The sequence below is a fragment of the Furfurilactobacillus cerevisiae genome, assembly GCF_048961765.1.
In the GTDB taxonomy this organism is placed as follows: Bacteria; Bacillota; Bacilli; order Lactobacillales; family Lactobacillaceae; genus Furfurilactobacillus; species Furfurilactobacillus milii_A.
The window spans coordinates 624,743-641,269 of record NZ_CP185253.1; the positions used below are offsets into that span (position 1 = coordinate 624,743).

Below are 16,527 nucleotides of genomic sequence, written 5' to 3' on the forward strand. Positions count from 1 at the left end.
GAGCAGTTGTCATAGGGAGAGGGAGTCATCAAAATGGCTAAAACAATGAATGCAATCGGTTTTAATGATCATTTGCCAATTACGGATGAGCACAGCCTGCAAGACTTTACAGAAGCAGTTCCTGTTGCCAAGGGTCACGATTTATTAGTACATGTCAGTGCGGTCTCGGTTAATCCAGTAGACATTGGCGTGCGTCGTGGTGGCCACGGTCACTTGAGTCAGCCCCGTGTGATTGGCTGGGACGCAGTTGGCGAGGTCGCTGCAGTTGGTGGACAGGTACAGTTGTTTAATGTCGGTGACCGTGTTTATTACGCAGGTTCATTTAAACGGGCGGGTAGCGATAGTGATTATCAGCTCGTGGACGAACGCATTGTTGGTCGCGCACCACAGCATTTAAGTGATGCAGAAGCAGCGGCAATGCCATTAACGACGCTGGCTGCATGGGAGGCGTTGTTTGAACAATTGCCAATTGATCCAGATGATAAAGAAGATAACGCAAAACACAATTTGTTGATCATCAATGGTGCCGGTGGAGTTGGATCCATTGCAACCCAACTTGCGCATTGGGCTGGCCTGCATGTGATTGCGACAGCTTCGAGACCGGAAACAATTGATTGGACGTTAGCTCATGGTGCTGATGAAACGGTTAATCATCGTGAAGATCTGGTTAAGCAAGTGCGTAATCTGGGATATCACTATGTAGACTATATTTTGGAACTGAACAATTTGGACGCCCATTGGAATGAAATGGCTGAACTGATTGAACCAAGCGGTTGGATTGCCTCAATTACCGAAAATCATCGGCCAGTGGATCTCAAACGTCTGACTCAAAAACGCGGCCACTTTGCCTGGGAGTGGATGTACACAAAATCATTTTTCCACACCGCAGATATGCAAACGCAACATGATATTTTAGAACGAGCCGCGAAGATGTTTGATGATGGGACGTTGAAAAGCACGTTGACCAAACAATTGTCACCATTTGATGCAGTAACATTACGTCAGGCTCATTCTCTAGTAGAATCCGGTCACATGATGGGAAAAGTTGTCGTTACTCGGTGATTAGGAGTTGATGATGGCACCGATTTTTATCATTTGCGCGTATAATGGCGGCAAAAAGTATAATCAGGTGAATGTCATGAAATTAGATCATCTGTTCACTCGGATTAAAATGGTGCGGGTATTAAATATCTTCGGAGGCAGTTTGGGTACCTCCATGGCGATGAGAATGATTCAAAGACGGATTACGCATGATATGCTGTCTTTGCGATTAACGCCGGCTGATTTGAATAAAATGCTGAATTTGCCGCCATATACGATTACTGCACTGGCATCCGGAAACCCAGATTTCTTTCAGGTTAGTTATAAACAATTGCAAAGACTGGCTAGAATGTTGGACGAACGGTTGAATGCCCTCCATTAAATGAAGGCGTTTTTTCCAGCATAGTTGCACTGATAACTGGATGAGGTGTGACTGATAAAAATTGATGAGATATGGTCTACTTATCGTTTGTCGATGTAGCAGCTATGTGGTATATTATTGGCGAAGCGAAGCATGGAAGCATCCGACCCCTTACTAGGTACGACTAGTAAGGGGTCTTTTTTCGAATAATATGCAATTAGACGGGACACTTTAGGTTGAATTATGGTCAACTACGGCCGATTATGGTGATCATCCAACCAGTGGTCAAACATCTTTAAAAGCATGCCCACAATCAGTGGTTCTAAAAATAATTGAAGCATGGTTGCATCCCCCTTTCATCCAGATTCTCGATGAATCGAGTCCACCACGCGTTTAAGAATACCAAAACTAGTTCATTGTTTCGCTTACATGTTTATGAGAAAAAGCAGGCGATAAATCCCGTTATATTAGGATTTATCGTCTGCTTGTTTATTTTGATTTAGGATAGCAACTCGGTTATCAATGTGCAAATTACGTTTTTAATTAGATGACTGGCTAGTAATCTTTAGTTATCTGACACCGAGGCCGTGGTGTGTTCTCGAGCAAGTTTGACGAAATGCCAAGTCAAGCCGATAACGGCGCCAACCAAGGCGGGCACGACCCAGTCCATACCGTACTTGGCGAATGGCAGATAGCTCATTTGAAAACTGGTCATGGCTTTACCAAACGCACTTTGGCTAACGACTGGCGGAAAGGCGGCAATCATGTCGAAAACAGCGGGAACACATGTGAACAGCACGACGAAAGCGTACACGACTGAATCACGTTTGAATAGAGGTGAAGTGATGGATAACAGAATTAGTACCATCGCAAGCGGGTATAAGAACATCAACATTGGCGTGGACCATGAAATGATTAGGTTAAGGCCGATGTTAGCCGTTAAGAAGGATGCGATGGTTGTGAATCGTAGCCAAACACGGTAGCTGACGCTTGGAAAATGCTTGTGGAAATCTTGAGCAAACGCAGCAACTAAGCCGATGGCGGTCGTGAGACAAGTGACCGTGATTAGGACGGCCAGAATGGCTTGTCCGGCGACACCGAGATAATGGTTGACCAGCTGATCAAACGTAATCCCCCCATTAGCGGCTAGTTTGAATTGACCTAGTGACATGGCACCAATCACGATTAGCAACAAGTAAATGATGGCTTCGAAACCCATTGAGAAGAAACCGGCACGAGCCGTAACTAATGCGATGGCGTTAGGATTGCGTTTACCAAGGGAGCGAATGGCAGTGACGACGGTGACCCCGAAGGCTAATCCGGCTAGGGCATCCATTGTGTTGTAACCCTGCAAGAAGCCGTTAAAGAAGGCATCATTTCGGTAAGCAGTGGTGATTGCTTGATGTGCAGGACTACCAAGTGGTTTCAAGAAGGCGAGGAAGAAAACAAGCGCCAGCAAGACTAGGAAGATAGGATTTAATAGTTTACCGATGTTGGCGACGATTTTACTTTGTTCAACAGAGAAGAAGTAGGCTAAACCGAAGAACACGGCGGAGAAAATAACCAGTCCTAAAGTTTGAAATTGAGCGGGCACTAATGGAGCGACACCGACAGTGTATGAAACGGTTGCTGTCCGCGGTGTACCAAACAATGGTCCGATGGTACCGTGAATTAGGACCATAAACGTGAGGGCAAACCAAACGCCGAGTGGGCGGCCTACGTCGTAAACACCGCCAGCACGAGTGATACTGATTGCAAGCACTGATAGTAATGGTAACAGTACGGCTGTTACTAAAAATCCTAGAGCCGCACTCAGCCAATGAGCACCGGATAATTGACCTAAGTGAAGTGGAAAGATAAGGTTACCTGCACCAAAGAATAGTGCAAACAACATTGAGCTAACGAGTGCATATTCGCGTTTGGTTAATTTGTGTTCCTGTAATTCCATATAATTGCCTCTTTTCCTTCTTGTTGTCTCAACCAAAATTTCTTTGATAAAAAAACGTCCCTAGCCGAATTGCTTCAGCTAAGGACGTTTACACGTGTTACCACCTTTGTTTATAGATCTCTCGCGAGAACCTACCTCTTCGGGTACGCGGCCTTACGCCGGATACCCTAGCTCTGTAATGGGAGCACCCATTGACTACTGTTGTCGCAGTCAACGCTCAAAGATGATGTTCACTTGTGGTTGATCGGCGCCCTTTCACCAATCGGCGCTCGCTTAACGATCTTTTCGCAGGTTACTTTTCTTTTCAACGCGTGTTTTATTCATCAAATTTTAATGTGTTTATTATGATATCTTAGTCGAAAATTGTCAACGATTTTTGGAAAAAGTTTTATTCGCTACAAATTATGTTTAGAAAAGTTTGATCAACAACACACCAACGATCATGATTAATAGGCCAATGATTTTAAGGGGAACGATAGGATTTCGTTTGGCCCCGAACCAGCCGAACTGATCGACAATGAGACCACCAATAATCTGTCCAAACAGCACGATCACAACGGTTAAGCCAGTTCCAATGATAGGCACTAGGTAAACATTGCCAAGCACAAACAGCGCGCCAATGAAGCCGCCAAACCAGATCCACCACGGATTGTGTGAAATGGCACCGACTGGGAACCGCAAACCGTGGTTTTGAATCAGAACCACAATCAATAAAATGAGGGTGCCAACCAAAAAGCTGACGTAGGCACCCTGAATGGGCGATTTCAATAAGTGTCCCAAGTGACCGTTAATCGCAGTTTGTCCCGCGGCAAACGCACCAAACAGGATACCCAACAATTGCCAAAAGCCGCGGTGGGGGACGTGATGAGTTTCAGTAGCTTCCGCTGAACCTTGGAACGTATTTTTACGAGCACGTTCTGGCAGAACGACCGCAAAAACGATACCGACAATCATTAGGATCGCGCCGAAAGCACGCAACCATGTGATTGAATGTTGAGCACTGGCAAACCAACCAAAGTTATCAATTAGCAACCCCATTAGGATTTCCCCTAAAATGGGCATTAAGACCGTTTGAATACCACCTAGTTTAGGAAATAACAAAATATTCCCGGTGAGGTAGACGACAGCGAGCACGCCACCAAGCCAGATCCACCAGGGATGGCTAGTAAAGAAAGCGCCAGGGATTAATAAACTGCGTCCAGTCGCAAGCAAAAGTGCAGTTAAAAGGACGGTTCCCATGAAAAATGACATTAATGAAGCAAAGTAGGGCGACTTGAGCGTCCCTTGTAAACGTGAATTAATGGCGGTTTCCATCGGTAAGGCGACACCAATAGCGATGGCAATCGTAATGGCAAGCATATAATACCTCCTACAGCATTTGAATAACTCGCTTAATGTTACCACTCTGAACGGGATGTATGGTAAATTAAAAAGTAATGAGAGTATAAGCGTGGTGATAATATTGGTATTTAGTAGATTGTAAAATTAATCCGAACGCTGTTCGGACAAAAAAGATCAGCTTCCTTTAAAATGGTGTTTACAACAAACCCATCTTTTAGGAGCTGATCTTTTGTCTAGTATAACCTATTCCGAACGAATTAAAATCGAAACCTTTTGTGAACTAGGGCTGTCCAATATCCAAATGGGCGTTCGGCTGAACCGATCACCGTCAACAATTTCTTATGAATTATCTCGATGTCAACCTTATCAGGCTGAATTAGCACAAACAGATGCCGAATACAAGCGATCACGATGTGGTCGGAAAACTAAGCTGAGCGATGAGTTAAAGCAAACAATTCTCAACCATTTACATCTAAGCTGGTCACCAGGAATGATTGCTCACGAATTTAAACTAGCGACTAAATCTATTTATAATTGGCTAAATCAGGGGAGAATTGGTTTCTCCTTGAATGATCTACCTGAACATGGCGTACGCCAACGGCGTAACGTTGACCAACGATCCAAATATAATCAATCTTTGGGGCGATCGATTGAACAGCGTCCCATGATGATTAATCAACGTAATCGCATCGGTGATTTTGAACTAGATACCGTCGTTGGCCCTCGTGGGCATAGTAAGGCAGTTTTATTAACTTTAATCGATCGCAAATCACGGTTCCTTTGGGCATATCGGTTAAAGGACCGAACGACAGCGAGTGTTAATGAAGCACTGACTAAGTTCCTAACAACTTTTAATGGACCGGTGCACAGTTTTACTGTGGACCGTGGTACTGAGTTTAGTGGGCTAGTATCATTTGAATCACAATATGGTATTAAGACCTATTACTGTCATGCTTATACGCCAGCTGAACGTGGTAGTAATGAACGCTTTAATCGGAATTTACGTTATTTTTATCCTAAGGGGACTCGTTTTGAGCACATTAGTGCTCAAGATTTAACGACGACGTTACTCCAAATTAACCAGAGACCGCTTAAAATACTTGACTGGAAAACACCGTATCAGGTTATGCTGACCAATTTGTCCAAAAATTCGGATTAAATTTGCAATCTACCATTTTAATAATGAATAATTTTATTTCGTGGAAGCGCGTTTGGTAATACTCACGCGTTAATCCTTCGAAGATAGTGTGCATTTAACCGCACTATCTAAAACAAAACTAAATAGATATAAAAGCAGGTGGTCGAATGAGTACCATTCAAATTGACCAATTAACGTTCCGTTATCCTGGCGCTGATGCGCCGGTATTTGATAAGTTATCGCTCAATCTCGATACAACTTGGCGATTAGGTTTGATTGGCCGTAATGGCCGTGGCAAAACGACCTTCATGAATTTATTGCGAGGTCAGTTGTCCGGTCATGGCTTGATTAAAAATCCGGTGACGTTCAATTATTTTCCCGATGCAGCGATTAATCGGTCGCAAACAGTCATGGCAATCATGACATCAACTGGTGCCGAAGAATGGCAGGCCAGCATGGAGTTGGATCGGATTGGGCTAGATGAAAGCTATGAGCAACGTTTGTTTGATACGCTCAGTGGTGGCGAACAAACGCGGGTGTTACTGGCTCGTGGATTCGTTAACGAAAACGACTTTCCGTTAATTGATGAACCGACAAATCATTTGGATATTGAAGGTCGTCAGGTCGTCGGCGCTTATCTGAGACAAAAACAAGGTTTCATTTGTGTCAGTCATGATGAAAGTTTTTTGAATCTGTTCGTGGATCACGTTATGTCATTAAATCGGAGCTCAGTGGATTTAGTGGCGGGCAATGTCGAAAACTGGCAGGTTGATAAAGAGCGACGTGACAATGCAGCGATCACGCAAAACGAGCATTTACAGCATCGCATCAAGCAGTTATCGAGCCGTGCCAATATTCAGCGTGAATGGGCTGAGAAGCGTGAACGTGAGTCAAATGATTCTTCCAGTCGGCGGATGGCTAAGAAGTTAATGTCCCGCGCGAAGGTGTTTGAACACCGAACAGATATCGCAATTGAGCAGCGGAAAGGTTTAATGAACGATGTCGATCAGGTGGATAGATTGCGAACCAATGTTCAACAAACTTCAGGCGGACAGTTGTTGTTCAGTTTGCGGGACTTCAGCGTTAAACGGCAAAACGGACCGCTATTTCAACCCGTTTCGTTGGATTTTCACAGGGGCGACCGCTTAGCAATCATTGGCCCCAATGGCGTGGGTAAAACTAGTTTTCTGAATTTGTTACGAGGACAGGAAAAATTAGCTTACGATGGCTATTTGATGAATGACTTGCCTCAGGACATTGGTTATTTATCTCAGTAGTTTACGGACTTTATCACGGACGGTTCATTTGACCAATGGCGTGATCATCATGATGAAACGACCGTTTGGAATTTAATGCATCAGTTAGGTGTGTCACGTCCAAGATTAAAAGCCCCGACCAGCGAATGGAGCATGGGCGAAATGAAGAAGGCTGCATTAGCAGTGAGCTTGAGTGAACCACATGAAATGCTGATTTGGGATGAGCCGACTAACTATTTGGACATTGATGCTCGTGAACAGTTGCAAACGTTGATTCAGCAAGTACGACCCACGATGGTTTTGATTGATCACGATCGTCATTTCATTGAGGAAACATGTACGCAGCAAATGACGCTGAACAAGTTCGAAAACATTCCTCATGCTTATTAATGTTATTGCTTGTCATTCAACCAGCAGTGCTAACACACGTGCGGTATATTTCGTTACGGCGCTCAGCAACGCCGTTCCGTGGGGAACGTTTCAGCCCGCTGGAAATCGCGGTCCTCAACATCGACTTTGAGCCCTAAAGGTCTCAAAGCTCGTCCCACACAACTAAATGGCGAAAATCATGCCATTAAGTTGTGTTAACACGAAACTCTGTTGCTGGTCGCCTTCACTCAAGTGTCAAATCACTGACTAGTGTGATTGTTAGAACGAGTGTTCAATATAAAAAACCAATGTGAGCTGGAGGGCGTCAAAATTGAATACAAGCCGTGAAGGTGGTGTTAATTGGGCGTTTTTAAGCCCAATTTACAGCACGGGACGGTCGTGAAGACGTGGGTTTCGGCTTCGCGGCGAGGTGAACGACTCCGAACTTTAGGAGGCGTGAACTGGTCCCACGGCGGTATTCAATTTGGACAACCGCAAGCGTAAGCAAACAGGCGACAAGTCCCAATGTAAGGGATTTGCCGCCTGCTTGTTTATTACTATTGAATTTAAAAATTAATCGTTAAAGTTGCCACTTTCAACATCCTTGATGAACTTGGCCAAGTGATCGAAGTAAACAGGAGCGTTATCGATCATGTGGTGGTGACCACCATCTGGCGTTGTTTCAAGACGAGCGTGAGGGATCAGCTTTTGCATGGTCCGCGCTGTGTCTAATGGCATAGTTTCGTGCTCACCAAACGTTAATAGCGTTGGGACTTTGATGTCCTTAAGGTGATCACGGAAATGCCAGTCCTTCAACTTACCGGTAATAACGAATTCGTTGTCACCTTGGAAGGCGTTGTAAACGGGCGTTGCCATCGTTGAAATCAAATGAGCGATTGCCGGTGGCTGTTTGCGGTCAACGTAGCCACGGTTTAAGACATCAACATCTGCCTGGTAGCGGTCGTTGTCATAGTCATTTTTAGCTTCGCAAGACTGCATGAACTTAACTTCTTCTGCAGGTAATGCTTCTTCACGAACCTTGTTAATGTGGGTGACGTATTCATCAATTTCATCAACCATTGATGAAACAATCGCGCCCTTCAAGTGGTCGCCGTATTTAGCAGCGTATTCTTGAACTAACAGGCCACCCCAGCTTTGACCGATAAGGTAGAAGTTGTCGATGCCAAGCTTTTGACGTACTTCTTCAACTTCATCCAAGAAGTATTCGTAAGTGAGGTATTTGTCAGCAGTTGCCTTGTCTGAGTAGTCGGGTTGGTCTGAGTAAAATGAACCTAGTTGATCGTACATGTGAACGGTCACGTTCAAGCCTTGTTTGCCAAGTTCCTCAGCAAAGTTTTCCCAGTATTCGTGTGTGCCACCAGGGCCACCGTGCAGACATAGTAAGTGAATGTCGCCCGTGCCTTGAGTGTTAGTCCATAAGTGATACCCGTTGTCGAGTGTCATGATGGTGGTTCCTTGTTTCATGGGGTCAGCCTCCTTCATGTAATGTCACTAGTTTATCACGTTTCTGATGGTGTTCATCAATTTACTAATAAATGGACGTGAAATCGGCGAATATTTGTGCAAACAGGTCTATTTTTGGTTAAACTTAAAGGTAATGCCGATAGTTTCGTGTTTTACGAACGGTTAAGGCAATAGGCAAATGTTTATTAAGAAGTAGATTGTAAAATTAATCCGAACGCTGTTCGGACAAAAAAGATCAGCTTCCTTTAAAATGGTGTTTACAACAAACCCATCTTTTAGGAGCTGATCTTTTGTCTAGTATAACCTATTCCGAACGAATTAAAATCGAAACCTTTTGTGAACTAGGGCTGTCCAATATCCAAATGGGCGTTCGGCTGAACCGATCACCGTCAACAATTTCTTATGAATTATCTCGATGTCAACCTTATCAGGCTGAATTAGCACAAACAGATGCCGAATACAAGCGATCACGATGTGGTCGGAAAACTAAGCTGAGCGATGAGTTAAAGCAAACAATTCTCAACCATTTACATCTAAGCTGGTCACCAGGAATGATTGCTCACGAATTTAAACTAGCGACTAAATCTATTTATAATTGGCTAAATCAGGGGAGAATTGGTTTCTCCTTGAATGATCTACCTGAACATGGCGTACGCCAACGGCGTAACGTTGACCAACGATCCAAATATAATCAATCTTTGGGGCGATCGATTGAACAGCGTCCCATGATGATTAATCAACGTAATCGCATCGGTGATTTTGAACTAGATACCGTCGTTGGCCCTCGTGGGCATAGTAAGGCAGTTTTATTAACTTTAATCGATCGCAAATCACGGTTCCTTTGGGCATATCGGTTAAAGGACCGAACGACAGCGAGTGTTAATGAAGCACTGACTAAGTTCCTAACAACTTTTAATGGACCGGTGCACAGTTTTACTGTGGACCGTGGTACTGAGTTTAGTGGGCTAGTATCATTTGAATCACAATATGGTATTAAGACCTATTACTGTCATGCTTATACGCCAGCTGAACGTGGTAGTAATGAACGCTTTAATCGGAATTTACGTTATTTTTATCCTAAGGGGACTCGTTTTGAGCACATTAGTGCTCAAGATTTAACGACGACGTTACTCCAAATTAACCAGAGACCGCTTAAAATACTTGACTGGAAAACACCGTATCAGGTTATGCTGACCAATTTGTCCAAAAATTCGGATTAAATTTGCAATCTACCTATTTTTATCCTAAGGGGACTCGTTTTGAGCACATTAGTGCTCAAGATTTAACGACGACGTTACTCCAAATTAACCAGAGACCGCTTAAAATACTTGACTGGAAAACACCGTATCAGGTTATGCTGACCAATTTGTCCAAAAATTCGGATTAAATTTGCAATCTACCAGAGAGTGAACTTGCAAATAACTAAGTAAGTGCACGGTTAAGAGAGGATAAACTGACATGAATATTTGGGCGAACTATATTGCCAGTTGGCAACAAATTTTTAATTATCGCGGTAAGACACGCCGACGTGATTTCTGGGCCGCCATTATTGGCATGGTGGTTGCCAGTATCGTGGTTAGTACAATCTTATCAGGTGCAACGGGATTGAGTGACGGAATTGCGCTTCCGGCCCACTGGTTGGAAAACTTCTTCTTTCTGGCTCAGTTTTTACAATATTTAAGTATGTCGGTTCGTCGGTTACATAGTTTAAGTTTGTCTGGTCACTATCAGTGGTTGATGCTGGTTCCTGGTGTGCACATGATTGTTTTACACGCATTACCAGAAGTTGAAAAAGACCCACGTGCGCCATGGTACAACATGATGAGCGTCGATAACGGCCCAGCAAGTTTAGAGGTTAACCATCGCGGACATGTAAGCGGCATTTTGAGTAATGCTTTTGGGTACACATGGCGTAATATGTTTAATTTTCACGACACAGTGTCACGAGGCAACTACCTATGGGCGAGAGTGACATGGAGTATTTTCAGCTTGATTGCAGGCGCTTTGCTTTCTCTGACCATCTTTTTAATTGTCGCCGTGCGCATTTTTGTTTCATTACTCGTAAACCGTGGGAATACGCTGCAATTAAATCCAAGCATACAATCACCGACGTTTGATCCAAGTGTGCTGAACGGATTGGGTCTTTTCATTATTCCAGTTGGTCTAGTAGTCGGTTTCTTGATTGTATTTCCAATCGTTTCACTAACGGCACGACGCTTACACGATCAAGAATTAAGTGCTTGGTGGGTGTTCTTATACTTGGCCGGTTCTGTTGGAAGTTTGATCTTACTCTTGTTGTCACTACTGCCGGCTAAGGACGGTCAAACGAAATATCCCGCCGCAGATGGGCGCCCAGCAGTGCCTACTGCTAGTATCGATAGCCGCGCTGAAAGTGAACAAACGGCTAGTGGTTCGGCGGCTCTTTCACAGGCTTCAGTAGAGGTCTTTTATCCACAGTCTGCCACAAGTGCGGCGCAAGTTGAAGTTTTCTATCCACAACCATCGACCGTTGCTTCTAGTGAGTCCACAGCCACAAGTGAAACTAGCGTGCCATCAAGCGATACATCCGAGGATCGTGATGATCATGTCTAAGCGTCGACATAAATCGTGGCTGACCATGGTCACTTTAACGGCTCTCGCTACGTTACTCGTAATTGTTTCGGCATGTGGTCGTTCAACACAAAGGGTCAGTGCACCAGCGACAAAACCAACCAACATTAATTTTGCTGTTGGTCAGTCGGTGGACGCCTTACCGCTCTATGTGGCGGAAGAGCGCGGTTATTTCACGCAGGCCAAATTGCGCGTGACTTTGACTAATGTTTCGGCGGCTGACGATCGGGTCAGCGGCATCAGCACGCATCAGTTTGAAGGCGCCATTAGTGGCTTGCCAGAGCTAATGATGACTAGTGGTACACACCCGACGAGTCAGGTAGTTGGCAACGCCACGAATTACACGGCGTTGATGACGACGGATGATAACGTGACTAAATTGAAACAACTGAAAAATAAAACAGTCGGGACATTGGCCAATTCAACGCAAGCTTATGCGACGGATCTGCTTCTAGCACAGGCTAAATTAACGGATAAGAACGTCACGTTGAAAACGACTGGTAGTGAAACTGAGCTGATGAGTGCCGCTAATAACCATACTGCGAGTGCAGTTAGCTTAACAGATCCCAATGCAAGCTTGTTGCGACGGCAAGGGGCACGAACGCTGGCCCAGACGACTGCCGATCAGGCCGATACCGGAATTGTGTTTGGTAATAGCATGTTGAAAAATCATGAGGCGGCGGTTCAAGGATTCATGCGGGCTTATAATCAAGCGGTGGATTACATCAATGCACATCCCAGCACCATGGATTATCAAGAGATTTTGGTTACCAAGCTCGGTTATCCAGGGGATGGTCTAAACGCTTTGGCACTGCCACATTTTGCCACAGCAACGACCGTCAGCAACCAATCCATCGGCAATGTGCGCAGTTGGTTATTAGCTAAGAACCAAGGACTACGATTAGCGACTGTTGGGCGTTATCGTTCGACCTTATTAGCTGACAAATAAAAGTGTGCTTGGCACACAACGAACGAGGAAAACTATGTTAATGAAAGTTTTGAATTTCATCACAACGTTTGCCGTGGCAATATACGGTATTTGGATTATTATTGCGGCACAACGAAAGAAGACCCGCCCTTCACGTGAATATCAATTATGGCTGTTAGTCGGCGGTATTTTCATCTTGTGTCAGGTTTTATTTAGTGACAATCGCCTGTTAGGCGCCGCACTGCTGTTTGTGGGGTGTGTCGTGGTATCGACAGTCTATTATCTGATTGACCGCAAACAGCATGATACGATTAACTGGCGGTCCCATGTTTTGCGCGGTTTACTCGAGCTTGTATTGGTCGTGTGGGCAGCGTTTGTTGGATAGTGGCATAATGAGATCAATTAGTTTGGAACAACAAAGTGAGAATGATTGGGAGCAAACTTAAATGAGTAAAAGTGTCTTGATTACTGGTGCGACTCGCGGTATTGGGTTGGCACTGGCACAGAAGTATGTTGAAGATGGTGACTTGGTTCTGGTGGGAACCCGGGACCTAAATCGTGGGTTGGATGTTGTCGACGAATTACGGGCCGATGGCGGTCAGGCACGGTTATTGCAGATTGATTTGATGGATCATGGCAGTGTTATGCAAGCGGGGCAGTGGATTGGTGAGCAGTTTGGCAAACTGGATTTGTTGATTAACAACGCTGGCGTGTTTGACGATCACGATATCCAGGCCAGTCATGAAGACTCCGAAAGCCTTCATCAAACATTCGATGTGAACGTTCTGGGGACCTATTTAGTTACGCAACAGATGCTACCTTGGCTCAAGGCAGCTGATGATGGCATGGTGATTAGCATGTCAGACGAACTGGCAACGTTTGCTAATTTTGCTGCCAGCACGCCAACAACTGGATTAGGGCAACGGATTTCCCGAATGGGTGTCAATGCGATGACGGTTTTGCTTCAAAATGAACTTCAAGGTGAGGTTCATTTCCGTGCGGTGACCCCAGGACCAATTGCCAGCAACCCAGCACGAAAGGGTGCGCCGGTTGCAACCGCCGTTGATTTAATTCAAAAAATTGATCAACATAAGGAATCCGATTGGGACGGCAAGCTTATTGGCGCTGACGGTGTCTTACCATTTTAAAGTCTGTTTGTAACTGATTGAGGTGATGAGGATGCCAAAACACAGTCGGTTATGGTATCAAATTCGCAATGCACGTCACGCTGGTGAAGGTGAACTGCCTGGCGATAAGTGGCGCACGACAAACGCATATGTATTAGCAACAGCGTATTACCAAACGTTGATGGCGTTATCAAAAGCGGATTTAGCTACCCTTATAGATGTGTATCCGGAAATGATTCCGACCATTGTTGATGGTCACGCAGTTAATGTCGATGGGGCCTATTTATCCATGGACGAATGGCAGGCATTAGCAACCGCACTAGAACAGAAAGCGCGCGCTGCTGGGGTGGCACTGTACAAAACTGTTTAACCATTCTGGATGCAAAATAACAATTGATTTAAAGATAGAAAACGTGGCGTTTATTTTATGCCACGTTTTTTGTGTAGAACGGGTTGAGTCGTTTCAGGTCAGACGCTAGTTGTTTCATTGTCGATAACCGTAAAGATCCGTGCCTGTGATCATGGTAAAGTAACTTATTGAACGGCCTTCACGTCGCATTCGGCATAACAAAATGAATTTAAAATAAGTATCTTTGTAAGCGATTACAAAACGTGTAAAATTAAAAGCATAAGACTGTTAATATTTGATTGACTTATAGGGGGTTGTTGTCAATGAGCATCACAGTAACGGGGCACGATTTTAATTTGCAAACAATGCATACCAGCTATTTGATGGGAGTGTTGGAAAACGGTGAAATAGGCCAGTATTATTACGGACCGCGACTAGGTGACGAGGTGAATTTCGCGGATTTTCGTCATCGCGAATTTCGTTCCATCACACCGACACTGACGGCGGAACAGCCTGAAGTTACGCTGAGTATGATTAAGCAAGAATATCCAAGCTACGGTCACGGCGATTTTCGGTATCCTGCCTATCAGGTCACCTACGATAATGGCGCTCGCATTTCTGAATTTGCCTACCAAGATTATGACATTATTGATGGGAAACCAAAATTAGGCACCTTGCCATCTGCCAGCGCTGACGTCGATGACAAGCACGTTCAGACGTTGCGAATTCATTTACTTGAACGGCAGAGCGGTTTGCAAATGACCTTGAATTACAGCGTGTTCGAAGACGAGGACGTAATTGTGCGAAGCACGACATTTGAAAACAAGGGGACATCGACGGTCAAACTCGATGCGGCATTAAGTGCGAGCGTTGATTTTTCTGACGATCAGTATGACATGATTCAATTGTCTGGTGCGTGGGCGCGGGAACGTCATCTGTATCGGCGACCACTAACGCGTGGTGTGCAAGCAATCAGCAGTACTCGAGATGCCAGCAGTGCGCAACAAAGTCCGTTTTTAGCACTTGCCCGTAAACAGACCACGGATCAAAACGGCGACGTTTATGGCTTTAATTTGGTTTATAGTGGTAATTTCTTAGCGCAGGTCGAAGTCGATTCCTATAACGTCACGCGGATGACGATGGGCATTAATCCGTTTGAATTCGGCTGGCAACTCAAAGCACATACGCAATTTCAAACGCCTGAGGTAATGATGACATTTGCCAGTGACGGTCTTAACGGCATGAGTCATCAATTTCAACGCTTCTTAACCAATCATTTGATCTCAAAACGGTGGGTCAAAGAACCACGGCCAATTCTCATTAACAATTGGGAGGCAACCTATTTCGATTTCAATGAGCAAAAACTTTTAGCTATTGCGAAATCGGCAAAGTCGTTGGGAATTGAACTGTTTGTGCTCGATGACGGTTGGTTTGGCAAACGAAACGATGACAAGACTTCCTTAGGCGATTGGCAAGTCAACCTTGCCAAGCTGCCAAACGGATTAAGTGGGTTGGCCAATAAAATTCACGATTTGGGCCTTCAATTTGGTCTATGGTTTGAACCGGAAATGATTTCTAAGGAAAGTAAGCTATATGCGGCTCATCCAGATTGGACCATTCATGTGCCGGATCGGCGAATGACACCGGCCCGCAACCAGTTTGTGCTCGACTTCTCTCGTCAGGAAGTAATCGATTATCTGTTTGACCAAATGGCGGCGGCAATTCGTGAGACGCACCTCGACTATATTAAGTGGGATATGAACCGCCACATTACTGAAATGTTTAGTTTGGCGCTGTCAGCGGACCAACAGGAAGAACTCCCTCACCGCTACATTCTTGGCGTCTACCAATTGTATGAACGGTTGACGTCGGCATTTCCTGATGTCCTGTTTGAATCCTGTTCGTCTGGCGGTGGCCGTTTTGACGCTGGTATGTTGTACTATGCGCCACAAACATGGACGAGTGATGATACAGATGCCATTGAACGACTCAAAATTCAGTGGGGCACTTCAATGATCTATCCGTTGAGTACGATGGGGGCCCACGTTTCTGCTGTACCAAACCATCAGGATCGCCGCGTGACCTCACTGGCAACCCGTGCAGCTGTTGCTTACTTTGGTGTACTTGGCTATGAACTGGATATTAGTAAAATGAGTCCGGCTGAAAAGGCGACTGTGGTTGATCAGATCAAGTTTTATAAACGGTACCGGCTACTATTCCAGCAAGGCACGTTCATCCGTTTACAGAGTCCGTATGCTGGCGACGGTAACGTGACATCTTGGATGGTTGTCAGTGACGATCAAAAGACGGCTATTGCAGGGCGTTATCAAGTTTTGGCAGAGCCTAACCCAGCCTACCGTCGCTTGAAGTTTGCCGGCTTGAATCCTGATTTTCAATATACAGTAGACGGCTTTGAGGGTGAATTTTCAGGCCGCCAATTGATGAACGCCGGGATTTTTATTCCAGAATTATTTGCGGAACGCGGTGATAATCGTGATCAAACTTTCGATTTTCACGCGGATCTATACGTTGTACATGCTAAATAAATGAGTCAATTGAGAAATTACTGGAGGG

The 16,527-nt window shown here is 44.9% G+C and carries 14 protein-coding genes, 2 pseudogenes and 1 other annotated feature; of the genes and pseudogenes, 12 read left to right on the plus strand and 4 right to left on the minus strand.

Annotated features, from left to right (window positions below; translation table 11 throughout):
- Positions 1-45 precede the first annotated feature (45 nt).
- Positions 46-1,062: a zinc-binding alcohol dehydrogenase family protein gene (locus ABUE36_RS02890; protein ID WP_421017455.1), complete on the plus strand. Its 1,017-nt coding sequence runs from the start codon at positions 46-48 to the stop codon at positions 1,060-1,062.
- Positions 1,063-1,138: 76 nt separating this feature from the next.
- The gene (locus ABUE36_RS02895; RefSeq protein ID WP_161001875.1) at positions 1,139-1,423 is read left to right on the plus strand and encodes a hypothetical protein; all 285 of its coding nucleotides are present in this window, start codon (positions 1,139-1,141) and stop codon (positions 1,421-1,423) included.
- 230 nt (positions 1,424-1,653) lie between these two features.
- Here ABUE36_RS02895 and ABUE36_RS02900 read toward each other — a convergent pair whose 3' ends face one another.
- From ABUE36_RS02900 to ABUE36_RS02910, 3 genes are all read right to left on the minus strand, one after another.
- The gene (locus tag ABUE36_RS02900) at positions 1,654-1,743 is read right to left on the minus strand and encodes a type I toxin-antitoxin system Fst family toxin (RefSeq protein WP_161001876.1); all 90 of its coding nucleotides are present in this window, start codon (positions 1,741-1,743) and stop codon (positions 1,654-1,656) included.
- A gap of 224 nt (positions 1,744-1,967) precedes the next feature.
- Entirely contained in the window at positions 1,968-3,350 is a 1,383-nt protein-coding gene (gene brnQ / locus ABUE36_RS02905; protein ID WP_161001877.1) for a branched-chain amino acid transport system II carrier protein, read from the minus strand.
- Between the two features lie 77 nt (positions 3,351-3,427).
- Positions 3,428-3,667, minus strand: a binding site (T-box leader).
- 91 nt (positions 3,668-3,758) lie between these two features.
- Positions 3,759-4,709, minus strand: coding sequence for a DMT family transporter (locus ABUE36_RS02910; protein ID WP_161001878.1), 951 nt, complete (start codon positions 4,707-4,709; stop codon positions 3,759-3,761).
- A gap of 211 nt (positions 4,710-4,920) precedes the next feature.
- On the opposite strand from ABUE36_RS02910, the gene ABUE36_RS02915 reads away from it, so the two are divergent.
- Complete coding sequence (locus ABUE36_RS02915) at positions 4,921-5,850, plus strand: IS30-like element ISLpl1 family transposase (protein ID WP_096109805.1); 930 nt, start codon at positions 4,921-4,923, stop codon at positions 5,848-5,850.
- Positions 5,851-5,996: 146 nt separating this feature from the next.
- Positions 5,997-7,475: pseudogene (locus tag ABUE36_RS02920) on the plus strand (ATP-binding cassette domain-containing protein).
- Between the two features lie 552 nt (positions 7,476-8,027).
- Here the strand turns inward: ABUE36_RS02920 and ABUE36_RS02925 are convergent.
- Positions 8,028-8,939 (minus strand): proline-specific peptidase family protein, encoded by a 912-nt coding sequence (locus ABUE36_RS02925; protein WP_017260464.1) that lies wholly within the window; start codon positions 8,937-8,939, stop codon positions 8,028-8,030.
- 290 nt (positions 8,940-9,229) lie between these two features.
- Between ABUE36_RS02925 and ABUE36_RS02930 the strand changes: the two genes are divergently transcribed.
- The 8 genes and pseudogenes from ABUE36_RS02930 to ABUE36_RS02965 all read left to right on the plus strand — a co-directional run bounded on the left by ABUE36_RS02930 (position 9,230) and on the right by ABUE36_RS02965 (position 16,499).
- Positions 9,230-10,159, plus strand: coding sequence for an IS30-like element ISLpl1 family transposase (locus ABUE36_RS02930; protein ID WP_096109805.1), 930 nt, complete (start codon positions 9,230-9,232; stop codon positions 10,157-10,159).
- Between the two features lie 14 nt (positions 10,160-10,173).
- A pseudogene (locus ABUE36_RS02935) lies at positions 10,174-10,326 on the plus strand (IS30 family transposase); the annotation flags it as partial.
- 71 nt (positions 10,327-10,397) lie between these two features.
- Entirely contained in the window at positions 10,398-11,531 is a 1,134-nt protein-coding gene (locus ABUE36_RS02940) for a DUF805 domain-containing protein (RefSeq protein ID WP_421017101.1), read from the plus strand.
- Entirely contained in the window at positions 11,524-12,498 is a 975-nt protein-coding gene (locus ABUE36_RS02945) for an ABC transporter substrate-binding protein (protein WP_161002387.1), read from the plus strand. Before ABUE36_RS02940 ends, ABUE36_RS02945 begins: the two co-directional genes overlap by 8 nt.
- A 40-nt stretch (positions 12,499-12,538) precedes the next feature.
- Positions 12,539-12,862, plus strand: coding sequence for a hypothetical protein (locus tag ABUE36_RS02950; RefSeq protein ID WP_421017102.1), 324 nt, complete (start codon positions 12,539-12,541; stop codon positions 12,860-12,862).
- 61 nt (positions 12,863-12,923) lie between these two features.
- On the plus strand, positions 12,924-13,625 hold the full coding sequence (locus tag ABUE36_RS02955; RefSeq protein WP_161002389.1) for an SDR family NAD(P)-dependent oxidoreductase: 702 nt from the start codon (positions 12,924-12,926) through the stop codon (positions 13,623-13,625).
- Positions 13,626-13,656: 31 nt separating this feature from the next.
- Positions 13,657-13,974, plus strand: coding sequence for a hypothetical protein (locus ABUE36_RS02960; protein WP_161002390.1), 318 nt, complete (start codon positions 13,657-13,659; stop codon positions 13,972-13,974).
- A 302-nt stretch (positions 13,975-14,276) separates the two neighbouring features.
- On the plus strand, positions 14,277-16,499 hold the full coding sequence (locus tag ABUE36_RS02965; protein ID WP_161002391.1) for an alpha-galactosidase: 2,223 nt from the start codon (positions 14,277-14,279) through the stop codon (positions 16,497-16,499).
- Positions 16,500-16,527 lie beyond the last annotated feature (28 nt).

Bases quoted from the DNA above. Each gene is read 5' to 3' on its own strand.
- brnQ (WP_161001877.1), bottom strand. From the start codon at position 3,350: ATGGAATTACAGGAACACAAATTAACCAAACGCGAATATGCACTCGTT.
- ABUE36_RS02965 (WP_161002391.1), top strand. From the start codon at position 14,277: ATGAGCATCACAGTAACGGGGCACGATTTTAATTTGCAAACAATGCAT.
- ABUE36_RS02950 (WP_421017102.1), top strand. From the start codon at position 12,539: ATGAAAGTTTTGAATTTCATCACAACGTTTGCCGTGGCAATATACGGT.
- ABUE36_RS02955 (WP_161002389.1), top strand. From the start codon at position 12,924: ATGAGTAAAAGTGTCTTGATTACTGGTGCGACTCGCGGTATTGGGTTG.
- ABUE36_RS02940 (WP_421017101.1), top strand. From the start codon at position 10,398: ATGAATATTTGGGCGAACTATATTGCCAGTTGGCAACAAATTTTTAAT.
- ABUE36_RS02890 (WP_421017455.1), top strand. From the start codon at position 46: ATGAATGCAATCGGTTTTAATGATCATTTGCCAATTACGGATGAGCAC.
- ABUE36_RS02945 (WP_161002387.1), top strand. From the start codon at position 11,524: ATGTCTAAGCGTCGACATAAATCGTGGCTGACCATGGTCACTTTAACG.
- ABUE36_RS02910 (WP_161001878.1), bottom strand. From the start codon at position 4,709: ATGCTTGCCATTACGATTGCCATCGCTATTGGTGTCGCCTTACCGATG.
- ABUE36_RS02925 (WP_017260464.1), bottom strand. From the start codon at position 8,939: ATGAAACAAGGAACCACCATCATGACACTCGACAACGGGTATCACTTA.
- ABUE36_RS02895 (WP_161001875.1), top strand. From the start codon at position 1,139: ATGAAATTAGATCATCTGTTCACTCGGATTAAAATGGTGCGGGTATTA.
- ABUE36_RS02960 (WP_161002390.1), top strand. From the start codon at position 13,657: ATGCCAAAACACAGTCGGTTATGGTATCAAATTCGCAATGCACGTCAC.
- ABUE36_RS02900 (WP_161001876.1), bottom strand. From the start codon at position 1,743: ATGCTTCAATTATTTTTAGAACCACTGATTGTGGGCATGCTTTTAAAG.